General features: G+C 67.9%; 15 protein-coding genes and 3 pseudogenes. 8 read left to right on the top strand and 10 right to left on the bottom strand.

What is annotated here, in order from left to right:
• Positions 1-320 precede the first annotated feature (320 nt).
• Genes BSE24067_RS05920 through BSE24067_RS05910 form a run of 3 tightly spaced genes read right to left on the bottom strand, consistent with a single transcriptional unit; the run spans position 321 to position 3,003 of the window.
• Positions 321-1,571, bottom strand: a complete 1,251-nt coding sequence (locus tag BSE24067_RS05920) for an NAD(P)/FAD-dependent oxidoreductase (RefSeq protein ID WP_151062868.1) — start codon at positions 1,569-1,571, stop codon at positions 321-323.
• 4 nt (positions 1,572-1,575) lie between these two features.
• On the bottom strand, positions 1,576-1,884 hold the full coding sequence (locus tag BSE24067_RS05915) for a non-heme iron oxygenase ferredoxin subunit (protein WP_011546150.1): 309 nt from the start codon (positions 1,882-1,884) through the stop codon (positions 1,576-1,578).
• A 36-nt stretch (positions 1,885-1,920) separates the two neighbouring features.
• Positions 1,921-3,003: a fatty acid desaturase family protein gene (locus BSE24067_RS05910; RefSeq protein WP_151062869.1), complete on the bottom strand. Its 1,083-nt coding sequence runs from the start codon at positions 3,001-3,003 to the stop codon at positions 1,921-1,923.
• Between the two features lie 166 nt (positions 3,004-3,169).
• Here BSE24067_RS05910 and BSE24067_RS05905 point away from each other — a divergent pair, with 166 nt between their 5' ends.
• From BSE24067_RS05905 to BSE24067_RS05875, 7 genes and pseudogenes are all read left to right on the top strand, one after another.
• On the top strand, positions 3,170-4,234 hold the full coding sequence (locus BSE24067_RS05905; protein ID WP_151062870.1) for a LacI family DNA-binding transcriptional regulator: 1,065 nt from the start codon (positions 3,170-3,172) through the stop codon (positions 4,232-4,234).
• Between the two features lie 143 nt (positions 4,235-4,377).
• Positions 4,378-5,397 carry a xylose isomerase gene (locus tag BSE24067_RS05900; protein ID WP_151062871.1) on the top strand — a complete coding sequence of 340 codons (1,020 nt, stop codon included), beginning with the start codon at positions 4,378-4,380 and terminating at the stop codon, positions 5,395-5,397.
• A 37-nt stretch (positions 5,398-5,434) separates the two neighbouring features.
• Positions 5,435-6,262 carry a TIM barrel protein gene (locus BSE24067_RS05895; RefSeq protein WP_151062872.1) on the top strand — a complete coding sequence of 276 codons (828 nt, stop codon included), beginning with the start codon at positions 5,435-5,437 and terminating at the stop codon, positions 6,260-6,262.
• A gap of 81 nt (positions 6,263-6,343) precedes the next feature.
• Positions 6,344-6,916 (top strand): annotated as a pseudogene (locus tag BSE24067_RS05890) (Gfo/Idh/MocA family oxidoreductase); the annotation flags it as partial.
• A pseudogene (locus BSE24067_RS05885) lies at positions 6,917-7,131 on the top strand (IS3 family transposase); the annotation flags it as partial.
• Positions 7,132-7,560: 429 nt separating this feature from the next.
• On the top strand, positions 7,561-11,703 hold the full coding sequence (locus tag BSE24067_RS05880; RefSeq protein WP_151062873.1) for a CheR family methyltransferase: 4,143 nt from the start codon (positions 7,561-7,563) through the stop codon (positions 11,701-11,703).
• Between the two features lie 66 nt (positions 11,704-11,769).
• Positions 11,770-12,771, top strand: coding sequence for a chemotaxis protein CheB (locus tag BSE24067_RS05875; RefSeq protein ID WP_151062874.1), 1,002 nt, complete (start codon positions 11,770-11,772; stop codon positions 12,769-12,771).
• Between the two features lie 130 nt (positions 12,772-12,901).
• Here the strand turns inward: BSE24067_RS05875 and BSE24067_RS05870 are convergent, their stop codons facing one another.
• The 7 genes and pseudogenes from BSE24067_RS05870 to BSE24067_RS05845 all read right to left on the bottom strand — a co-directional run bounded on the left by BSE24067_RS05870 (position 12,902) and on the right by BSE24067_RS05845 (position 20,194).
• Positions 12,902-13,318, bottom strand: a complete 417-nt coding sequence (locus BSE24067_RS05870) for a TetR/AcrR family transcriptional regulator (RefSeq protein WP_244130536.1) — start codon at positions 13,316-13,318, stop codon at positions 12,902-12,904.
• A gap of 12 nt (positions 13,319-13,330) precedes the next feature.
• A pseudogene (locus BSE24067_RS32395) lies at positions 13,331-13,384 on the bottom strand (TetR/AcrR family transcriptional regulator); the annotation flags it as partial.
• A gap of 164 nt (positions 13,385-13,548) precedes the next feature.
• The gene (locus BSE24067_RS05865; protein ID WP_151062875.1) at positions 13,549-14,295 is read right to left on the bottom strand and encodes an OmpW/AlkL family protein; all 747 of its coding nucleotides are present in this window, start codon (positions 14,293-14,295) and stop codon (positions 13,549-13,551) included.
• Positions 14,296-14,486: 191 nt separating this feature from the next.
• Positions 14,487-16,439, bottom strand: a complete 1,953-nt coding sequence (locus BSE24067_RS05860; RefSeq protein ID WP_151062876.1) for an acyl-CoA synthetase — start codon at positions 16,437-16,439, stop codon at positions 14,487-14,489.
• On the bottom strand, positions 16,436-17,392 hold the full coding sequence (locus BSE24067_RS05855; RefSeq protein WP_151062877.1) for a fumarylacetoacetate hydrolase family protein: 957 nt from the start codon (positions 17,390-17,392) through the stop codon (positions 16,436-16,438). The genes BSE24067_RS05860 and BSE24067_RS05855 overlap by 4 nt, the downstream gene beginning before the upstream one ends.
• Before the next feature lie 33 nt (positions 17,393-17,425).
• Positions 17,426-18,496: a VOC family protein gene (locus BSE24067_RS05850; protein ID WP_151062878.1), complete on the bottom strand. Its 1,071-nt coding sequence runs from the start codon at positions 18,494-18,496 to the stop codon at positions 17,426-17,428.
• A 12-nt stretch (positions 18,497-18,508) separates the two neighbouring features.
• On the bottom strand, positions 18,509-20,194 hold the full coding sequence (locus BSE24067_RS05845) for a bifunctional 3-(3-hydroxy-phenyl)propionate/3-hydroxycinnamic acid hydroxylase (RefSeq protein WP_420883507.1): 1,686 nt from the start codon (positions 20,192-20,194) through the stop codon (positions 18,509-18,511).
• 137 nt (positions 20,195-20,331) lie between these two features.
• On the opposite strand from BSE24067_RS05845, the gene BSE24067_RS05840 reads away from it, so the two are divergent.
• On the top strand, positions 20,332-21,096 hold the full coding sequence (locus BSE24067_RS05840; protein ID WP_151062879.1) for a TetR/AcrR family transcriptional regulator: 765 nt from the start codon (positions 20,332-20,334) through the stop codon (positions 21,094-21,096).
• Positions 21,097-21,149 lie beyond the last annotated feature (53 nt).

Below are 21,149 nucleotides of genomic sequence, written 5' to 3'. Positions count from 1 at the left end.
AGTTGACACCGGTCCTCGCGGCGCCGCGCTCGGTGACAACCTTAATGCGCGGCTATCAAATCTCGAATTCACAAGAGTTCGCTGATTCACAAGAGTTCGCTGCTCTTGGATGGCTGCGAACCGGCGAAGTGATACCTTTACTTCCAAAACGGTGACAACTTTCATTGTCTTCGGATCCCGGGCAAGCGCGACAGCGATTAATGCTACGCAGAGATGCAGTTGCTCGGCTCGATGCCGGGCGGTACCGCGCCCGTACACGATGGCCTTCATCCGAGGCAACGGCCGCAGCGCATGACCGGCCCATCTTCTCCTGGGCGCCGCTACCGATTACCTGCTGTGGCTACGAGCGATTTCAGCTTCACGTCGATGTTCGCGACCGCCGTCGGCGTCACGTCGATCCCGCGTTCGACCAGCATCCTCGCCACGCGCATTTCCTTCACGAATCCCGCCGCCCGCCCGAAGCCGCTCGCCGCGACGAGCCGCGCGAGCGCATCGAAATGGAAATGGATTTCCGCATCGTCGCCAAGGCTGCGTGCGACCGACTGCGTACCGAGCGCCGGCTCCCCGGCCACCTGCAACTGCGCATCGTATTGATCCGACCAGAACCACGGCGTGTCGCGATACGCTTCGCCCGCACCGAGCATGTTCCGGGCGGCGACGTGCGCTTGCGTCTCGGCGCCGTGCCAGGTCTCCTGTCGAACCGGCTGACCCGATAACGCGCTCGGAAACACCGCGACGTCGCCGGCCGCGTAGATGCCGCGCGCCGACGTCTCGAGCTGCGCATTCACGACGATGCCGCGCTCGACCGCGAGGCCCGCATCGCGCGCCAGTTCATCGGCCGGTTCGATGCCGATGCCGGCCACGACCGTGTCGGCGAGCAGCGTGTCGCCGTCGTCGAGCACGACGGCCAGCGCACCACCCCAGGTCCGCTCGATCGCCATCGGCTTTCGGTTCAGGCGAATCGCCACGCCCTGCGCATCGTGCAGCGCATGCACGCGCGTCGCGATGGCTTCCGGCACAGCGCGGCCCAGCAGTCGCGGTGCCGCGTCGAGCACGGTCACGCGGCAGCCGCGCCGACGCGCCGACGCCGCGACTTCGAGGCCGATGAAACCGCCGCCGATCAGCACGATCCGCGCGTCGGGCACGAGCCGCGCGCCGAGTACCGCCGCATCGTCGAGCGTGCGCAACGCGACTACGCCGTCGAGCGCCGCGCCCGGAATGGCCAGACGGCGCGCACGGCCGCCGGTGGCCAGCAGCAGCGCGTCGTAGCCGAACACGTGTCCGCCGGACATGCGCACTTCGCGTGCGTGCGGATCGATACGCTCGACGGTCGCAACGATGCGCTCGATGCGGTCGACCGTCCATGCGTCGGCGTCGCGCAACCGGCATTGCACCGCGCTGCGCTCGCCCGTCAGCACGCCCTTCGACAACGGCGGCCGCTCGTACGGCGGATGCGGCTCCGCGCCGATCAGCACGATGCGCCCGCGCCAGCCGGACGCGCGCAGCACCTGCGCCGCGCGGCCGCCGGCATGGCCCGCGCCGACGATCGCCATCACCCGGTCGCTGGTCATCGCGTCATACCTCGATCAGGATGCGGCCGTCCTCGATCTTCGCGCGGTACGTGCGCAGCTTCTCGCACGCGGGCGCCGACAGCGGCCGGCCGTCGCGCACGTCGAAGCGGCCGTTGTGCTTCGGGCACTCGATCACGTGATCCATCACGAGCCCGTCCGCGAGATGCACCTGCTCGTGCGTGCACAGGCCGTCGCTCGCGTAGACCTCGCCGTCGATCCGATAAATCGCATACGTGCGGCCGGCGTGATCGAAGCGCGCGACGTCTTCGTCGTCGATGTCGTCGAGCGCGCCGGTGTCGATCCATTGCGTCATGGGGTAGGTCTCCTTCGTTGAGATATTCGATATATGCTAGGCGCGCGCGGCGTCCGGCACCGGCCGCACGACGTAATCGGACGGGTCGCGCGTCTGCCGGACCAGCGCCGGTACGATCTCCGCATAGGCCGCCAGCGTGCTGCGGTACGGCGGCGGCATGTCGGCCTTCACGGCTTCGTGCAGCTTCGGCAACGCATGGAACGGCACCATCGGGAACATGTGGTGCTCGACGTGATAGTTCATGTTCCAGTACAGGAAGCGGAACACCGGATTCATCATCACGGTCCGGCAATTGCGCCGGTGATCGAGCACGTTCTCTGGCATGCCCGCGTGCTGCGTGAGGCCGAAATACAGGTACAGCCACGCGCCGTAGACGCTCGGCAGCCCGATGTAGAGCAGCGGCAGGAGCGTGTGCCAGTAGAGCGCCGTTCCCGTCACGAGCGCGTAGATCGCGAGATGGAGGCGCGACTCGCGCACGACCTTCGGCCATTCCGATTCGGGCACATAGGTGCGCTCCTCGTCATCGAGCCGGCCGGTGAACAACACCGCGATCATCTTGCGCAGCTCGCCGGCCACGTGCTTCAGCGCGACGACGTTCAGCGCGAGCGACAGCCAGTCGGTCGGCTTCGGCGCGGCGATTTCAGGATCTCGCCCGACGACCAGCGTATCGGTGTGATGGCGCGCATGGCTCCAGCGCCATGCGGTCGCGCGGCGGAACACCTGGAACGACGCGACCTGGTACAGCACGTCGTTCATCCAGCGCGTGCGGAACGCGGTGCCGTGCCCGCATTCGTGCCAGCGCGAATCGGCCGGACTGCAGTACAGCGTGCCGTACACGAAGAATGCGGGGACCGCCCACGCCGAGTGCGCGCGCCACGCCAGCCACGCGAGCGCGCCGCTGATCGCAATCGCCGCATACCAGATCAGCGTGTCGCGAATCGCACGCGCATCGTCGCGCTGCATCAGCTGCTTCATCAGCGGCCGCGGCACCGCGCAGCGGTACCACGCGGCGTTGACGAGCCCGGCCGCGTGCGCGCGCTCGCCGGCGCCGCCAATCATTCGGTATGCCTGACGGCGCGCCGCCGTGTGCTCGCGTGCCGGGTCGTCGATATGGGTCACGTCTGTCTCCTGGAGTGCCTTGTGCGCGGGACGCGCTTTGCCACAAGAGCGAAATTAGGCGAGCGGCCGCCCCGCCTCAATCGAAACGTTGACGAAATTTCGCCATCGCTTTAGCGTTTGCGACAACGCCACGCGATCGATGGCGACCCTCACGATGGAGACGACCATGGCAGGTGAATCCGGGCCGCGCTGGCGCAAGCGCACCGCGCGCTTCGACGAAATCGCCGCGCTCGCCGGCGTCAGCACGACGACCGTCGACCGCGTGCTGAACGAGCGCGGCAGCGTCTCGGCGCAGGCACGCGAACGCGTGGTGGCGGCCGCGCGGCAACTCGGCGTGCCGCGCCAGCTGCCCGACACGCGGCACGGGCTGATCCATGTCGACGTACTGCTGCCGGACACCGACGCGCCGTTCTTCCGACGATTGCAGCAGGCGCTGCAGCGCTCGCTGCAGATGCTCGACCGGCGCGTGGTCGTGCACCGGACGATCCTGCCCGCCGCAGACGACGCGCGCGCCGCCGCGCTGATCGAGCGGCCCGCTTACCGGCGCGCGGCGCTGATCGTCACCGCGCACGACACGGCCCGCATACGCGACGCGCTGGCCGGCGCGATCGCGCGGGGCGAGACCGTCGTCACGATGGTCACCGACATCGGCGGCATCGACCGCGCGCACTTCGCCGGCATCGACAACTATCGCGCGGGGCGCACGGCCGGCTACTACATCGGCCGCCTCGCCGCGCGCGCCGGCCGCGTGCTGCTGCTTGGCGGGCGGATGGGCTACCGCGCGCACGCCGACCGGATGGCCGGCTGCCGCGACCAGCTCGCCGACGCGTTCGCCGCCGTGCGCTGCGACGATGAACCGATCGAGACGCTCGACCAGGACGACCGCTGCTACCGCGCGGTGTCGAAGGCGCTGCAGGCGCACGACGACGTGGTCGCGATCTACAACAGCGGCGCCGGTTCGGCCGGCATCGAAGCGGCGCTGCGCAAGGCCGGCGCGATCGGGCGCGTGGTGTGGATCGGCCACGAGATGATCGACCAGCACCGTACCTTCATCGAAGCCGGCGCGATGGATCTCGCGATCGATCAGGATCCGGACGGGCAGGCGATTTCCGCGCTGCAGCACGTGCTGCATGCGTGCGGCATCGTCGAACAGCCGCCGCCGGACGACCCGGTCGAATTCCGCGTGTTCTGTCCGGCGAACGTGAGGACGAGCGCGTACCTGCGGCCGTGAATCGCGCCGCGCGGCGGGCCGCGTGCTCGCGGCGAAAAAATCGACCGTCGCGTTGGCGATTTTTCGCCAACGTTTGTCATGCGGCGCGTGCCGCGCATCCGTACATTGATCAGCCATCCACGAACGACAACGGACAGGAGACGATGGCCGAACCGATCCTCATCGGCGTGAACCTCGACGGCGTGCTCGAACACGACGGGCTGCCGCCGCCCACGCCCGCCGAGCGCTTCCGGCGGGTCGCCGCCGCCGGCGTGTTCGATTACATCGAAAAGAACCCGGCGCGCGGCGAGGACCTGTCGCCGTATTTCGCGCTGGTCGAGCGCCACGCGCTGCCGATTCGCGTGATCGGCGGCATCTGGCGCGCGGGCCGCGACGAAGCGCATGTCGCCGAGATCGTCGCGGCAGGCGCACGCTTCGGCAGCACGGTGCTCAACTGCCAGCTGTTCGCGCATCACGCGGACGGCCATCCGCTGTCCGATCGCGAGGTCGCCGATTTCTACCTGCGCGCCTATGAATGCGGCGATCCGGTCGGCTGCCTGCCGAGCCTCGAAGTGCACGTCGACATGTGGAGCGAGGATTTCGCGCGCGTGGCGCGGGTCGCGCGGCATGTCGAGCAGGCCGGCGCGCCGTTCCGGATCACGCTCGATCATGCGCACCTGCTGTTCAAGATCGGCAACCGCGCCGAACTCGACGCGTCGGGCCTGCGCGAATCGGCCGACGGTGGCCGCGCGATGCTCGACCCCGCTTCACCCGCCGCGATCTACGCCGACTGGATCGCGCGCGGCTGGGTCCGGCATGCGCATGCGCGCAGCGTGAGCCCGGACAACCCCGTCAACCGCTGGCTGCGCCGCGCGGACGGCCGGCCCGGCCGCGGCATCCAGTACCCGTTCGTCGCACCCGCACCGGGCGCCTATCACGGCCAATGGCGCGCGGATGCGCTCGACACGTGGAAAGCCGCACTGCGCCAGTTGCTGCTAGCGCAGACGCAGGTTCGCGCTCCCGCTCATGCGCACCCGGCACGACTCGAGCAGATCAGTTGCGAGTTCATCCCGTTTCCCGACTACGGCGGCGGCGCACGCTACTCGATCTTCGACAACAACGTCGCGTGCGCGCACTGGCTGCGCGACACGTGGCAAGCACTCGCCGCGCGCGCCGGCACCTGATTCGGACCCGCCCCACCCAAGCCCCAAGGACAGAACGATGACGCAAGCCTTCCACTTTTCGCTGAACCGGATGAGCGCGCCGCGCTTGCCGCTCGACCGCTACGTCGCGCTGTGCCGGCGTCTCGGCGTCGGTACGATCGAGATCCGCAACGATCTCGACGGCGTCGAGATCGCCGACGGCACGCCGGCCGCCGCCGTCCGCGCGACGGCCGAAGCCGGCGGCGTGACGATCCTGACGATCAACGCGCTGCAGCGCTTCGAGCAGTGGAACGCCGAGCGCGCGGACGAGGCGACCGTGCTGGCCGACTACGCGTCGCAATGCGGCGCACGCGCGCTGGTGCTGTGCCCGACCAACAGCCGCGGCGACACGCGCAGCGCGGACGCCCGCCATGCGGATCTCGTGACCGCACTGAAGGCGCTGAAGCCGATCCTCGAAGCCCGCGGCCTGCTCGGCTTCATCGAGCCGCTCGGCTTCGAAGAGTGCGCGCTGCGCCGCAAGTCGGACGCGGTGAAGGGCATCTACGCGGCCGCAGGCGAGCCGGTGTTCCGGCTCGTGCACGACACGTTCCATCATCACCTCGCCGGCGAGGACATCTTCTTCCCGAACCTGACGGGCCTCGTGCACCTCTCGGGCGTCGAGGAAGCCGACCTGCCAATCGAGCGGATGCGCGACGGCCACCGCGTGCTGGTCGGCGGCGCGGACCGGCTCGGCAACGTCCGGCAACTGCGCGAACTGCTCGCGCGCGGCTACCGCGGCGCGTTGTCGTTCGAGCCGTTCGCGAGCGAAATCGCCGAAGCCGGCGACATCGAGGACCGGTTGCGCGCGAGCATCGACTACGTGCGCGGGGAACTGGCGGGTCGCTGAGCGTCGTCGCGGCGGCACGGATTGTCGGTGCGAAAGGTGCGTGCCCCGCAGTCGGAACACCACGGAATCAAGGAGAACGGCATGATCGAATTTGCTTTGTTTGGTGCGGGAAGAATCGGGAAGATCCACGCGGCGAATCTCGCGCGGCACCCCGGCGCGAAACTCAAGTACGTGATTGACCGCCATGCGCCGTCTGCCGACGCGCTCGCGAACGTGCACGGTGCGCAAGTCGCCGATATCGAGCGCGCGCTCGGCGACGCGGCCGTCAAGGCGGTCGTGATCGCTTCGAGCACCGATACGCACGCGGACCTGATCGTCGCGGCGGCGAACGCGGGCAAGGCCGTGTTCTGCGAGAAGCCGGTCGACCTGACCGTCGAGCGCTCACGCGAATGCGCGGAGGTCGTGCGCCGCCGCGGCGTGACCTGCATGATCGGCTTCCAGCGCCGCTTCGATCCGACCTTCGCCGAGCTGAAGGCGCGCGTCGAGCGCGGCGACATCGGGACGCCGGAAATGCTGATCGTCACGAGCCGCGACCCCGGCGCACCGCCCGTCGACTATATCCGCAGTTCGGGCGGTATCTTCAAGGACATGCTGATCCACGACTTCGACGTGTTCCGCTGGATCCTCGGGGACGACGCGCAGACGCTGCATGCGATGAAGCAGGAACAGCTAAGCGCAGCTACAACGAGGCGACGTCGATACGGCCCTACGCCGGAGAAATAGGTCCGGCTCCAGAGAACCTTGTCAACCGGGACTTCCGGGCTGCAGCGCCGAATGAAAAGTGGCTCACAGACATCACCGAGTTCCAGATTTCGGCCGGTAAAGTCTATCTGTCGCCGGTCATCGATTGCTTCGATGGAATCGTGATGGTTGGCGAGTCGGGAAGGGCGCGAAGATGGCGGGCGCCCGGTATGTCCCCACGTGTTTCCGGTATGCATCCGGGCGCGCGCCGGAGTACAACAGAAGAACGGCGTGCATCGCTCGGATTGCTGCCTGCCACCGCGTACAATGCGCACCAGCGCACAGGAACGGTATCGCGAGCGGGATCTCGAGCCGGCTGTATCCAGGGAGGGACGATCGAGCCACCGCGGCTTCAGCGACGGTGCCGACGTGGCGCCGTTCGCGAGATGCCCGCGAAATGACGGATGCGACCGGCCACGCCGAACGGCCGTCACCCTTGATACAGTGCACGACCAAGAACCGGCCCGGCTCGCGACGGACGCGCCGCCGGCCGCTGCGACGCGCCACCGCCCGGCGCCCGACAGACGACGTCCCGCCAGACACTCAGGAGAAAATCAATGGCACGGCAAGAGCCTACGCAGCAGGAGCGGCCTCCCTCGTCCACCACGTTGAAGAGCGATCTGCAGTTTCCGGTCGTGGGCATCGGCGCATCCGCGGGCGGCACGACGGCCTTGCAGACCTTCTTCGAGAGCGCGCCGACCGACATGGACATGGCGTTCGTCGTCATTGTGCATCTCGCGCCGGAGCAGGTCAGCCACATGGACGCCGTCCTGCAGCGTGTAACCGGCATGCCGGTACAGCAGGTGATGGGCACGGTGCCGATCGAGAAAAACCATATCTACGTGATCGCGCCCGGCATGCAGCTCGAGATGTCCGACAGCTGCCTGCGCTGCAGCGCGCAAGAATCGCACGCGGGTGCGCCGGTCGCGATCGACCACTTTTTCCGGACGCTGGCAGACGCCCATGATGTGCGGGCGATCGGCGTCGTGTTGTCCGGCACCGGTTCGGACGGCGCGGCCGGCCTGAGCCGCATCAAGGAGGCAGGCGGCATCACGCTCGCGCAGACGCCGGACGACGCCGAATACGCGGAGATGCCGCAGCACGCGATCTCGACCGCTCACGTCGATATCGTGCTGCCGGCCGCCGACATGCCGCAGAAGCTGCTGGACCTGTGGGCGAACGCGCGGCGTATCGAACAGCAGAGCCTCGAACTGGCGCACATGCATCAGAACATGGACCGGCCGGGCGCCAACGATCCCGAACGAGCGCTGTCGGACATCCTGATGCATCTGCGGGTCCGCACCGGTCACGACTTCCGGCTCTACAAGCGCGCGACGGTACTGCGTCGCATCGAGCGGCGCATGCAGGTGAACGGCCAGCGCGACCTGCTGTCGTACCGCGATTTCCTGCGCACCGCGCCGGACGAAGCGAACGCGTTGCTGGCCGACATGCTGATCGGCGTCACGCAGTTCTTCCGCGATCGCGAGGCCTTCGACTTCCTCGAACGCGAAGTGATCGCCCGGTTGTTCGCGCCGGAATCCGCGGAGGAGCAGGTGCGTGTGTGGGTGGCCGGATGCGCGACCGGCGAAGAGGCGTACTCGATTTCGCTGTTGCTGGCGCGGGCGCGCGAGGCGGCGATGTCGAGCCAGGCGATCCAGGTATTCGCGACCGATATCGACGAAGCGGCGATCGTCCGGGCGCGCACGGGCTCGTACCCGTTGTCGATCGCAAGCGACGTTCCCGCGCCGCTGCTGCAACGCTACTTCACGCGCGAGGGCGCGCACTACGTGATCACGAAGGCCGTGCGCGAGCGCATTCTGTTCGCCGCGCACAGCTTGCTGCGCGACCCGCCGTTCTCGCATCTCGACCTGATTTCATGCCGCAACGTGCTGATTTATCTGGAGCGCGCGGTGCAGCGGCAAATCCTCGAACTGTTCCATTTCGCGCTGCGCCCGAACGGCTACCTGTTCCTCGGCACCGCGGAATCGGCCGACGCGGCTGACGATCTGTTTACGGTCGTCGACAAGAAGCGCCGGGTCTACCAGGCGCGCGTCGTCACGCACCGCGTGAAGCCGGCCACGGGTTTCCCGCCGCTGTTCCAGGTCGAAACCGGCGGCACGGACGAGCGCGCCGCGCCGCAACCGCCGATGCGGATACCGGCCAGCCCCGCGCAGCGCAACTTCTCCTATTCGGAGCTTCACCAGCGCGCGCTGGAAACGTATTCGCCGCCGAGCGTCATCATCGACAAGGAATCGAACGTCGTTCATTTGTCGGACAACGCAGGCCGATTCCTGCGACATGTCGGCGGCGAGCTGTCGAGCAACATCATGACGCTGGTGCTGCCCGACCTGCGGCTGGATCTGCGCACGGCCATTTTCCGCGCGCTGCAGACGGGAACGAGCGTCGAGGCGCGTCGCGTCAAGTGGACGCACGAGGAACGCGTGTCGTGGATCAACATGACGGTCAGGCCGTTTCACGACAAGGTCGCAAACGCGGAATTCCTGCTGATCGTGTTCGACGAGGTGGCCGGCCGCATGACCGAGGAGGATCAGGCGGAGGCGACCGGACAGGATCCGGTTCTCGCGCAGCTCGAACAGGAGCTGCAGCACAGCCGCGAGCAGCTGGCGACGATCATCGAGCAGTACGAGACGTCGGTCGAGGAGCTGAAGGCGTCGAACGAGGAACTGCAGGCGATCAACGAGGAACTGCGCTCCACGAGCGAGGAACTGGAGAGCAGCAAGGAAGAGCTGCAGTCGGTCAACGAGGAGCTGACCACAGCCAACGCCGAAATGCAGGCGCGGATCGAGGACACGGCGAAGGCGAACGACGACCTGCACAACATCATCGCGTCGAGCGAAATCGCGACCGTGTTCGTCGACAAGGAAATCCGCGTCAAGCGGTTCACGCCGAATGCGACGGCAATCTTCAACCTGATCGATACGGACCTCGGACGCTCGCTGTTCCACATCACGCACGCGCTGCGCTATCCGACGCTCGCGGACGATGTCCGGCAGTCGTTCCAGTCGTTGCGCCTGATCGAACGCGAGATCGAAAGCGAGGCCGGCCGGTGGTATCTGATGCGCCTGCTGCCTTATCGCACCGCGGACGACCACATCGACGGCGCCGTGATCACGCTGATCGACATCACGGACCGGCATCACGCGGAAGAGGCGGCGCGCGCCGGCGAGCAGCGGCTGCGGCTCGTCGCGCAGTCGACCAAGGACTACGCGATCATCATCCAGGACAGTCGCGGCTCGATCGTCAGCTGGAACGCCGGTGCGGAGCGCATCTTCGGCTATACGGAAGAAGAGATGATCGGCCAGGACGTGGAGCTGATCTACGAGCCGAACGACCGGCAGGCGCTCGTGCCGGCGCGCGAGCGCGACGTCGCGACCCGCGAAGGGCGCGCGGACGACGAACGCTGGCACCGCACCAAGGACGGGCGCCGCATCTTCTGCAGCGGCGTGGTCACGCCGATTTCGGATACGTCGTTCAACGGGTTCGCGAAAATCGTGCGCGACCTGACGCAACGCAAGCAGGCCGAGGATGCGAACCGCGAAGCGCTCGCGCGCGAGCAGGCCGCACGCGAGCAGGCGCTGAGCTCGAGCCAGTTGAAGGACGAGTTCATCGCGGTGCTGTCGCACGAGTTGCGGCATCCGTTGAACCTGATCGGCGTCAAATCCGAAATGCTGCCGCGCCTGCCCGAGACGCGCGACATCCCGGCCGTGCGCGAAGCCGCCGATTCGATTCGGCAGGCCGTGCGCGCGCAGGCGCAGATCATCGACGACCTGCTCGACCTGTCGCGGATCCAGACCGGCAAGCTTGCGCTCGACGTGTCGCGCGTCGACCTGACGGCCGTGTTGCGTACGATTGCCGATACGTGCGAGGCCGACGCGCATGCGCGCGGACTGACGCTGAAAACGGAGCTGCCGGCCGAACCGGCCATCGCGCTCGCCGATCCGGTGCGCTGCGAGCAGATTTTCTGGAACCTGATGTCCAACGCGCTTAAGTTCACGCAGGCGCACGGGCAGATCGTCGTGCGGCTCGCGCATGAAGGGCGGATGCTGCGCGTCGACGTGATTGACGACGGCCAGGGCATCGACGGCGACACGCTCCCGCACGTGTTCGACATGTTCCGGCAGTCGCCGCGCGACCGGACCCGCGGCGGTCTCGGGATCGGGCTCGCGCTGGTGCGGCAACTCGTCGACATGCACGGCGGCCGGATCGAGGCGGCGTCGGACGGTCCGGGCCGCGGCACGACGATGACCGTATGGCTGCCCGCCGTGGCCGACGAGCGGGCGGTGTCGGGCGGCGGCGACGTCGCGGACGGGAGTATCGCCGGCCTGCGCGTGCTGCTCGTCGAGGACGATTCGGAGACGGCGCTGTCGCTGCGAATGCTGCTGGAGCTGGCGGGGGCGGAAGTCGTGGCCGCGGAAAGCGGCGCCGCGGCGTTGAAGTTGCTGCCGGATGCGCCGGTGGACGCCGTCGTGTCCGACATCGGGCTTCCCGACATGGACGGTTACGAGCTGATTCGGCGGATCAAGGCCGAACCGCGCTGGGCCGGCGTCAAGTCGGTTGCGCTGACCGGCCGTAATCGCCACGACGACGTGCAGGCCGCTGCCGACGCCGGCTTCGACACGCATCTCGCGAAGCCGCTCGATTTCGGTTTGCTGCTTGCGGCATTGGGCGGCGCGCGGTGACGGAGGCGGGGGCCTGAACGGAGCGGCGGGCACCAACCTTGCGACCTTGTTCGTAAAGGAGGTGCCATGGACCATCGAGATATCGTCGTCATCGCGTCGTCCCGCGGCGGCCTGCCGGTACTCCGGACATTGGTGGCAGGGTTGGGCGCGGACCTGCCGGTGCCGATTTGCATCGTTCAGCACATTGGTCGGCATCGGACGATGCTGCCGGAGCTGCTGACACAATGGGGCACGCTGAATGCAAGCGAGGCCGTCCATGGCGAACTGCCGGAAGCCGGGCAGATTTACGTTGCGCCGCCGGATCGGCACCTTGTCTTGCGTGCCGGCCGGTTCGGCCTGCTCGACACCGCCGCCGAAAATTACACGCGCCCGGCTGCCGATCCGCTATTCCGGTCGGTGGCACGGGAATACGGCTCAGGGGCGGTCGGCGTGGTGCTCAGCGGCGATCTCGATGACGGCTCGGCCGGGCTGGCCGCGATCCGCGCGCGCAACGGCTACGGGATCGTTCAGGACCCGGACGAGTGCGAGGCGCCGTCGATGCCGCGCAGCGCGCTTGCCGCGGCGGGGGCCGATGCAATCGCGCGGGCCGACGAACTGCCGCGGATCGTTCATGCAGCGGTCCACGGCGCTCGAGTGAAGGAGAAGGCGAAAATGGCGGAGTTGCGTGACCTGGACGGCGAGGCCCGGATTGCCGAGCGCGGCCTCGCGATGCCCCAGCTTCTCGATGCGGTCGGCGAACGTACCGCGCTCACGTGCCCGAGTTGCAACGGCGTGCTGTGGCGGATGCGCGACGATCATCCTTTGCGATATCGGTGCCACACCGGCCACGCGTTTTCGTCGCTTTCGCTGGACGACGCGGAAGCCCGGAAAGCGGAAGACGCGATATGGGCGGCGATCCGGGCCGTTCACGAACGCATGATCTTCGCGCGGGAGCGCCAGGAATGGGCGCGGCGCACCGGCAACGACAAGGACGTTGCAATCGAGCAGGCCCGCATCGACGAGAACCAGAAGCTCGCGGACGTGCTGCGCAATGCCGTCGCCGCGACGATGCACGGCGAAACGGAGTGATGCTGGGCTGCCGCGCAATTCGAGGGCGGCGCTTCCGTGAAGCTGTACGGTTTTCAGGCCGGCACCATCACGCACGTGCGCTCGAGCGACGACGTCAACACCGGGCAGAATGAACCGGGCACGGCTGGATTCACAGCCCAGGTGCCCGCGTTGACGGCGCGGCGAGCGCCGTGTCCTGCGCCGGCTCGTCGCGGTGCTGCGCACCGGCAGCCAGCAGCGCGATGCCGAGCCGTGCCGCCCATTCGCCCGACGACGGCATGTGCTGCTGCGGGGCGTCCGGCGCGCCGCTTGCCGTTGCCCGCGGCACCGGCTGCGCGTGCAGCCCGTCGACGATCTCGCGTAACGCGGCATCGCGCAGCGGGTGCAGGTGCACTTCGACCCACAGCGGGAAACTTTTCCATTTGGCTGCAATGTCCGCGTCGTGGGCGGCGCGGCAACTCCACAGCTCGTGCGCGCCCGGCCGCATCGTGGCCAGCAGTTGCGGGCGGTCGCGGTGCAGGATTTCGATCAGCAGTTCGCGCTTGTGCCCGAAGTTCGCATAGAACACGCCGCGCGTGTAGCCTGCACGCTGGACGATATGCTCGACGGTCGTATCGGTGAAGCCTCGCGCGATGAAGCAGTCGCGCGCGGCGGCGATGAGACGCTCGCGCGTGTCGAGCCGGCGTTGGGGGCCGGGTAAGGCGGGCGGGCTTCATGCCGTGTGTGTCGTCCATGCGGTGGTCGTGACTGGCGCGGCGCACCGTCGCGCCGCGCGAAACAGCCGGTGAACCGCGCTGGCTAGAACGAATAGACGAGATCCAGATGCGTGACGAGCGGATTCGTATGCAGGCGCAGTGTCGTCACGTCATGTGTTCCCGCCGCACTTCTCGCGTCGGTGGTCAGGGTGGTCGACATCGGGATGTACATCGCCGACACGTTGACGCCGAGATGCTTGCTCACCGCGAAATTGAAGCCGGCTTCGAACGCCGGATTCCATGACGCACTCAGCGACGATCGGGTCGTGCAGCCCGGGCCGCACGAGCCGTCGAGAAACTGCTTGTTGGTGATGTGCGTGTCGGTGTACCACGTGTAATTCACGCCCAGGCCGACGAACGGCCGGAACCGGGCGTCGGCGGCGAGAAAGTGATACCGCAGCGCGAGCACCGGTGCGAGCGGCTTCGCCTGACCGATCACGCCGAAGCGGGCCATCGACCGGTCGCCGATCATGTCGCTGGTGAACGGCGTGCCGGCCAGGAACGCTATCCCCACGTGATCGGTGAACTGGTATTCCGCCATGAGGCTGAGCGCATCGGACGTCCCCACGTGGCCGCCCGTGTCGGGCAGTGCGCGATTCACGGGCGCGCCGGCCACGCTCTGTACGAACAGCTCGCCGGAGCTGCTTTGCGGCATGATGTGCAGCCATCCGACGCCGAGCGACACGCTGCCCGCCGCCTGCGCGTGTGCGTCGTCGACGAACGACGCGATTCCGATGCCGATACCGACCGCCATCCCGAGTGCGCGGGTCGTACGTTTGCCGTTCCACATGTCTCCTCCTGTTTGTCCGATGGACAGGTTTCGCGATCGACAGCCGGGCCGCGCCCATACCGAGGCGCGGATGGCCGGCACATCGACTCGTGTTTCATCTGAATAATTCGTACAACGATGTATTTTTCGCGCGCACGGACAAGGGCGATCCGGCGGCTGCCGGCCTGCAGGGCCGGCATGCCCCGTGCGCGTCAGTCCGCCCGCGGCTCGACGTCGACCGTGAAAGTGAACGGATAACGCCCGAGTACGGCGTGCGCCGCGGCCTCGAATTGCGCGTCGCGCAGCGTCACCGCCACCGTCATGCCGCCCGAGCCGCCGGTCCTGACGTCGACCGATGCGCCGGCAACGCCGCCTTCCGCGAGCGCGGCGCTCAATGCGTCGCCGGTTTCGCGGCGCTTGAGTTCGGGCTTGAAGATCTTGCCGACGCCGGTGAGCGGAATCGTATCGACGATGCGAATCTGCCTTGGCTGCGCGGCGCGCTCGGCGATGTGTTGCCGCGCGAACGCCTCCAGCTCCTGCTCGGAGGCCCGTGCACCGTGCTTGAGCTGGACGTAGGCCACCGGCAGTTCACCCGCGTGTGCGTCGGGGCGGCCGATCGCTGCGGCGAGCTGCACCGCCGGATGCCGATGCAGCGGCTGCTCGATGGTCGCCGGATCGATGTTGTGGCCGCCTCGGATGATCAGGTCCTTCCTGCGGCCCGTCAGCCAGAAGTAGCCGTCGGCATCCTGGCGGCCGAGGTCGCCGGTGTCGAGCCAGCGTCTGCCGTCGCCGAGATCGATCCACAGGTGCTGGTTCAGCGTCGCATCGGTATAACCGGCGAATACGTTTGGCCCGGCGACGACGATCAAGCCTTCCTCGTCGGCGGTGCAGTCGCGCAGATAGCGGCCTGCGGCGTCCAGCACGACGGCCTTCATTGCCTGCAGCGGCAAACTCAGCCCGATCGATCCGGCGCGGCGCTCGCCGAGTGGCGGATTGACGCTGCTTACGCAGGTGGCCTCGGTGAGGCCGTAGCCTTCGAGAATGCGGATGCCGGTCTTTTCCTGAAACGCGCGCAATACTTCGACCGGCATTGGCGCCGCGCCGCACAAGCCGTATTCGAGCGAGTCGATCGCATGATCGCCGACGGGCACGTCGAGCAGCGCCGCGTACAACGTGGGCACGGCACTGAAGAAATTGATGTGATGATGCGCGACGATCTCCCAGAAACGGCCGACGACGCCTTCCCCGCGGTAGCCTTGCGGCGTACCCAGCACGACGTGCGCGCCGCGCGAGAACGGCAGCAGCCCCGTTACCATCGCCGCATTCACGTGAAAGAGCGGCAGCCCGCAGAAAATGGTTTTGCCGGGGCCGATGCTGTTGCCGAGAAATCGCGCGGCGCTCCACGCGTTCGCCACTTCGTTGCCGTGACTGCGCATTGCGATCTTCGGCAGCCCCGTCGTGCCGCCGGTACAGAAGAACGACGACATGTCGCCTGGCGCGAACCGACGGGGCCGCTCGAGCGCCGTGCCCGGCTCGCGCGCGATCGCCGTGTCGAAGTCGTGAAGCGCGATGCGCGGCCGGCCGTCGCCCGCCCGCATTGCCGCGCCGACTGGGCCGGCCGCCGCCAACTCGCCCGGTGCGTTCGGTGCTCCGCCCGGCGCGTGCCGCGCCGGATTGACCTGCACGAGATGGGCGAGCGATGCGACGTCGTCGACAATGCTCGAGACTTTCTCCCAGAGATCGAACCCCGGACACGGCCCGAGCGTGACGAGCACGGTCGCGCGCGACGCGTTCAGCAAGTCGGCGATCGCGCGCGCGTCGAGCAGCGGGTTGATCGCGCAAACGATGCCCGCGGCCTGGCCACCCCAGATCACGAAATGCGTTTCGGGAAGATTGGGCAGCACGTACGCGATCACCGAGTCGGGGCGCACGCCGAGCCGCACGAACAGATTCGCGGTGCGGGTGATGTCGCGCAGCAGTTCGCGATAGGTCCAGCGCCGCACGTCGCGGTGCGTGCGCGCGTCGGCGAAGAACGACAACGCCGGTGCGGACGGATCGATGTCGGCGCCGGCGCGGATCATCTCGTAGGTGCTGGCCGGCAGGTCGGGCGGCATGCCGCACGCGTCGATGGCGGCCACGTCGTGGCGGGTCGCGATGCCGTTCATGCCGCTTCGTCCACGATCTCGTTGCGCTGGACGCCCAGGTCGAGCGTTCCGTCGCGGCTCGCGATCCGCGCTTCGACGATGTCGCCGGCTTTCAGGTATTGCGTGCGTTGTGCCTGCACCTTCATGAACATTCTCCATTTGAGCGACTCGGGAAACAGCGCGACGACACGCTGCTTGGCCGGCGACGGGATGCTGAGCGCGCAACCGGCCGGGGTGCCGGTGGCGAGCAGGTCGCCGGCGCCGAGATCGTGCACGGCCGACAGTTCCGTGAGCGTTTCGGCCGGGCCGTACACGAGATTCGCCGTCGAATCCTGCTGACGGACCGTGCCGTTGACGGACAACGTCAGCTCGAGGGTCTTCAGCTTCGGGAAATCGCTTCGCTCGAGCAGGCACAGGTACGGACCGACCGGCCCGAACGTGCGGTAGCTCTTGCCTTTGTAAAACTGCATCTGCGGGATCTGCACGTCGCGCGCGGAGTAGTCGTTGACGATCGCGATGCCCGCGACGTATTCGTGCAGATTGGCGTCCGTCACCGGTTGATGACGGGTGATGTCGCGCTTGAGCACGAGTCCGAGCTCGATCTCGTAGTCGAGAAAGCGCACGTGGCGCGGCTTCACGACGCGCGAGTCGGCCGCGACGATGCAGCTCGGCGCTTTCGTGAAGATCATGTTGAATCGCTTCGCGTCCGGGTCCATGCCCGACTCGATCATGTGTTGCCGGTAGTTCGCGCCCTGGCAGACGAATTGCTGGTTGGCGGTCACGGGCGGCAGCCACTGCACGTCCGCTTCGGGAATGGCCGGGCCGTCGATCATCGCGAGCCGCTCGACCGGGTTGGCGGCGAGGAAGCTCGCCGTGGTGGCGAATTCGCCGGGAATCGGCGTGACGGCGCCGTTGGCGACGATGCCCCATTGGGCGCGATCGCGGTGCCGGAAGTGCAGGACGTGCAGTGGCATGGATTCTCTCTCGTGAATCGGTGAACGGTGAAATCAGGCGAACAGCTTCGCGAGCGTGACGAGCTTGCGCACCGTCAGATCGGGGCTGCGGCGCAGGTTGCGCAACAGCGCGGCCACGCTGGCCGGCGTGAAGCGCGGCTTCGTGAAGCTGCGCGGCATGACGGGGCCCCATTGCGCCATCGCTTCGCGGCTGACCGGATGGATGCCCGTCGGCACGTCCGCGGTAAACAGGTCGCCATCGCAGTAGTGCTCGTGCTTGGCGCCCCACGGGTCCTGCCAGTAATCGAAGATCTGGCTGCCGAGAATGTGCCGGCCGATGCCCCACGCATGGGTCCAGCCGCTGTCGCGCAGCATCCGCTGCCCCATGCCGAGCGCATCGGTATCGATCACTTCGAACGCACTGTGGCTGTAGGTCGACACGAAGCCCTGCGCGAGCGCGAGCGTGTGATGGTCGGCCGGCTTGTCGCCACGGTCGAGCCGCATGAACGCGACGGCCGGCGAGCCGTCCGGCAGCACCTGGACATCGCTCGGGATGAAACCGAAATGCCGCGTGTACCACGCGCAGGTGGCCTGGAAGTCGGCGATCTCGAGTACGACATGACCGAGTCTCGCGATCTCCGGCGGCGCGGCGGGCGGCCGCTGGGTCTCGTTGACGCGGGGTTTCGCCTCCACGGAATTGAACGCGAGCGGGGCGCGGTGCGGCAGTGGCGGCACGCGCGTCAGGCCCGCCACCGCATCGACGCGAAAGCCCGCGGGATCGACGAGCCGCACCCGCTCGCCGCCGCCCGGCCATTCCGACGGTTCGATCACGGACGCGCCGGGCACGCCGGTCAGCGCGTGGAGGTCCGCGCGGCTGGCGACCTCAAGCCCGAAGCCGATGAATGCCGGCTTGCGCGCGCGGCGAACCACGTAGCAAAAGGCCGACGTGTCCGTGGCGCGCAACAGCAGCAGGTCGGGCTCGCGCAATGCGGTTCGCAGTCCGAAGTCGTTGAGAAAATGCTCGGCCTCGTCGAGGTCGGGACGTTCGAACATCAGGTAGGCGAGCGCGGCGGCTTTCGTCGTCGGATGCGGGTGACGCGCGGGCTGGGCTGTGGTCAGTTTCATGGCGAAGTGCGTTCAGGTGGGTCGGATGGCGGATACGGCGGCGGACGGCGCCTCACGCGGCGCCATACCGAGCAGCCACAGGCTGTCGTGCACGATGCGGCTGACGTCTGCCGCCGGTCCGTCGTGAACGACGGTCTTGTCGGGGCGCACGACGGCGACCCAGCTGACGGGCGCCATGCCGGGAAGGAAGGTGCCGTCGATGTCTTCCCAGCAATCGCGTCCGCCGGGACGCAGTCGTTGACCGCGATGCGCGATCTGCACGATGGTGCCGCCCGCATGCGCGAGCGCGGCCGCCGCATCGGGCGTGAGCGCGGCGCGCGGGTCGCAGCCGAACCCGATCAGCGTGTAGCCGCTGCCGAGCACGTCGTCGCTGAGCCGTGTCGCGCCGTCGGTGCCTCGGAGCCATCCCTGCGCAAGCGCGGCGCCGCGTACGAGGGTTGCGCCGGAGCGGCCGCGCACGAACAGTCCCGAGCGAAACGCGTTCTTCGGCTTGATGCGCAGTTCGTCGAATTGCGCGCGCAGCACCGGCACGCACCGCAGCGCGCGCATCAGCCCGTGCGTCGCGAGCGCTACCACCGCGTTGCGGGGCATCACCAGGCGCCCCATGAACTTCGCGAGCCGGATCATGGCCTGCGCATGCGGCCGGCGCTCCTCGTCGTACGTATCGAGGATGCGCGGATCGGCGCGGCCGAGGACGACCCACGCGAGTTTCCAGCCGAGATTGGCCGCGTCGCGCAACCCCGCGACGAGCCCCTGGCCGACGAACGGCGGCGTGATGTGCGCGGCGTCTCCCGCGAGAAACACGCGGCCCTTGCCGAATGCGTCGACCGTGCGCGCATGGAAGCGGTAGACCGCCTTGCGTTCGATGGCGATGTCGTCGACGTTGCCCCACGGCGCGAGCAGTTCACGAATGCGCGCGTCGGACTCCATCTCCTCGCGATGCTCGCCGGGGCGGAGCATGAACTCCCAGCGTTCGCGCGCGCCCGGCGCGACCATGTGCGGCGTCGGACGGCGATGGTCGCAAATGAACTCGACATGGTCGATCGGCCGCGGCACATGACGCGCATCGACGATGAGCCAGTCTTCGGCGTAAGTCTTGCCGTTGAACTGTTGGCCGATCAACTGGCGTACGAGCGAGCTCGCGCCGTCCGCGCCGACGAGGTAACGCGTGCGTACCGTATGCGTTTGCCCGTGCGCGTCGCTCAGCGTGGCGATCACGCCGTCCGGCTCCTCGACGAAGCCCTCGAGCGCCGTGCCGAGCGCGACGTGCACGTTGTCGCGGCCGCGCAGTCGCTCGCGCAGGCAGCGTTCCAGATCCGGTTGGTAAAACGTCACGAGTTTCGGATGACCGTCCAGGGTGCCCAGCGTGTCGATCCGCCCGAATTCGCCGAGCAACGGCGAGCGCATCCGGACGTACGGAATCGCGACCGTGTCGAAGTCGTGCTCGTCGATGCCGGCCATCTGCAGGATGCGGAGCGCGTCGTTGTCGAGTGCGATGGCCCGCGGCGCCATGAAGATGTCGGGCGCTTTGTCGATCGCGACGACCTGCACGCCGTGGCATGCCAGCAGGTTCGCGAGCGCGGCGCCGACCGGCCCGAAGCCGACGATCAGGATGTCGGTTGCCGCCGGCAGCCCGCTCGCATCGGATGGCGGCGCGTCGCCTGCGGCGTGCGCGCCCGTCGTTTCAAATGTCTCCACCTTGTCTCCATTCGTCTGTCGATCGCGGCCGCGGCACGCGACGGGATGTGATTGGTGACATTAAAGTCATAGATGATGATTTTGTCAACGTAGACATTTGAATCTATACTTCGACGCACATCAGAACCGGATCTGTCATGTCGAACCCTCTGAAACGGCGCGCACCGAAACGTGCGGCGGCCGAACCTTCCGTTACCGCCGACGTCGCCGCGCCGGTTGCCGAAGAGCGCGAGCCGCGCGGTGCGCGGCGCAAGCGCGAGACCCGTGGCCGCCTGCTCGAGGCGGCGCTGAGGCTGATGGCCGAAAAAGGCATGGAAGGCGTGGCCATCAACGAAATCACCGAGGCCGCGGACGTCGGCTTCGGGTCGTTCTACAACCACTTCGAATCGAAGGAAGCGATCTACGAGACGCTCGTGGACACCGTATTCGAGGAATTCGCCGATTCGCTGGATCGCCTGGCGAGCGGCTTGTCCGATCCGGCGGAGATCGTCGCGGTGTCGGTGCGGCATACGCTGAATCGGGCACGGCGCGAGCCGGTGTGGGGCCGTTTCCTGATCCGCGAGGGGTTTTCCGCGCGCGTGCTGACGCTCGGCCTCGGCCAGCGGCTGTTGCGCGACATCGAGCGCGGCATCGCCGCGCAGCGCTTCGTGGTTGCCGATCCGTTCATCGGTTTCCTGTCCGTCGGCGGCACGGTGCTCACCGCGATCGCCGCGGAACTCAATTTCGTCGCGCCCGGCGCGCCGGCCGCCGACGTGCTCGCGCGGCTCGGCTTCAGCGGCGAGCACTTTCCGGAACGCACCGCGGCCACGCTGCTGCAGACGCTCGGGCTCAAGCGCGCGGAAGCCGAGAAGATCGCGAGCCGGCCGCTGCCCGTCGTCGAACCGGCCGACGCGCCGCGGTAAGGCGGCGAGGCGGCCGCGATACCGGCCGCCCAAGCCGGCCCGCGGCGCTGCCG

The organism is Burkholderia latens (assembly GCF_902499045.1).
Taxonomy (GTDB): Bacteria; Pseudomonadota; Gammaproteobacteria; order Burkholderiales; family Burkholderiaceae; genus Burkholderia; species Burkholderia latens.
The sequence above is the reverse complement of the archived record's forward strand: the minus strand, read 5'-3'. Positions and strand labels throughout refer to the sequence as shown.

Coding starts and splice junctions, on each gene's coding strand:
- BSE24067_RS05920 (WP_151062868.1), bottom strand. CDS start 1,571: ATGACCAGCGACCGGGTGATGGCGATCGTCGGCGCGGGCCATGCCGGC.
- BSE24067_RS05915 (WP_011546150.1), bottom strand. CDS start 1,884: ATGACGCAATGGATCGACACCGGCGCGCTCGACGACATCGACGACGAA.
- BSE24067_RS05905 (WP_151062870.1), top strand. CDS start 3,170: ATGGCAGGTGAATCCGGGCCGCGCTGGCGCAAGCGCACCGCGCGCTTC.
- BSE24067_RS05900 (WP_151062871.1), top strand. CDS start 4,378: ATGGCCGAACCGATCCTCATCGGCGTGAACCTCGACGGCGTGCTCGAA.
- BSE24067_RS05895 (WP_151062872.1), top strand. CDS start 5,435: ATGACGCAAGCCTTCCACTTTTCGCTGAACCGGATGAGCGCGCCGCGC.
- BSE24067_RS05880 (WP_151062873.1), top strand. CDS start 7,561: ATGGCACGGCAAGAGCCTACGCAGCAGGAGCGGCCTCCCTCGTCCACC.
- BSE24067_RS05875 (WP_151062874.1), top strand. CDS start 11,770: ATGGACCATCGAGATATCGTCGTCATCGCGTCGTCCCGCGGCGGCCTG.
- BSE24067_RS05865 (WP_151062875.1), bottom strand. CDS start 14,295: ATGTGGAACGGCAAACGTACGACCCGCGCACTCGGGATGGCGGTCGGT.
- BSE24067_RS05860 (WP_151062876.1), bottom strand. CDS start 16,439: ATGAACGGCATCGCGACCCGCCACGACGTGGCCGCCATCGACGCGTGC.
- BSE24067_RS05855 (WP_151062877.1), bottom strand. CDS start 17,392: ATGCCACTGCACGTCCTGCACTTCCGGCACCGCGATCGCGCCCAATGG.
- BSE24067_RS05850 (WP_151062878.1), bottom strand. CDS start 18,496: ATGAAACTGACCACAGCCCAGCCCGCGCGTCACCCGCATCCGACGACG.
- BSE24067_RS05840 (WP_151062879.1), top strand. CDS start 20,332: ATGTCGAACCCTCTGAAACGGCGCGCACCGAAACGTGCGGCGGCCGAA.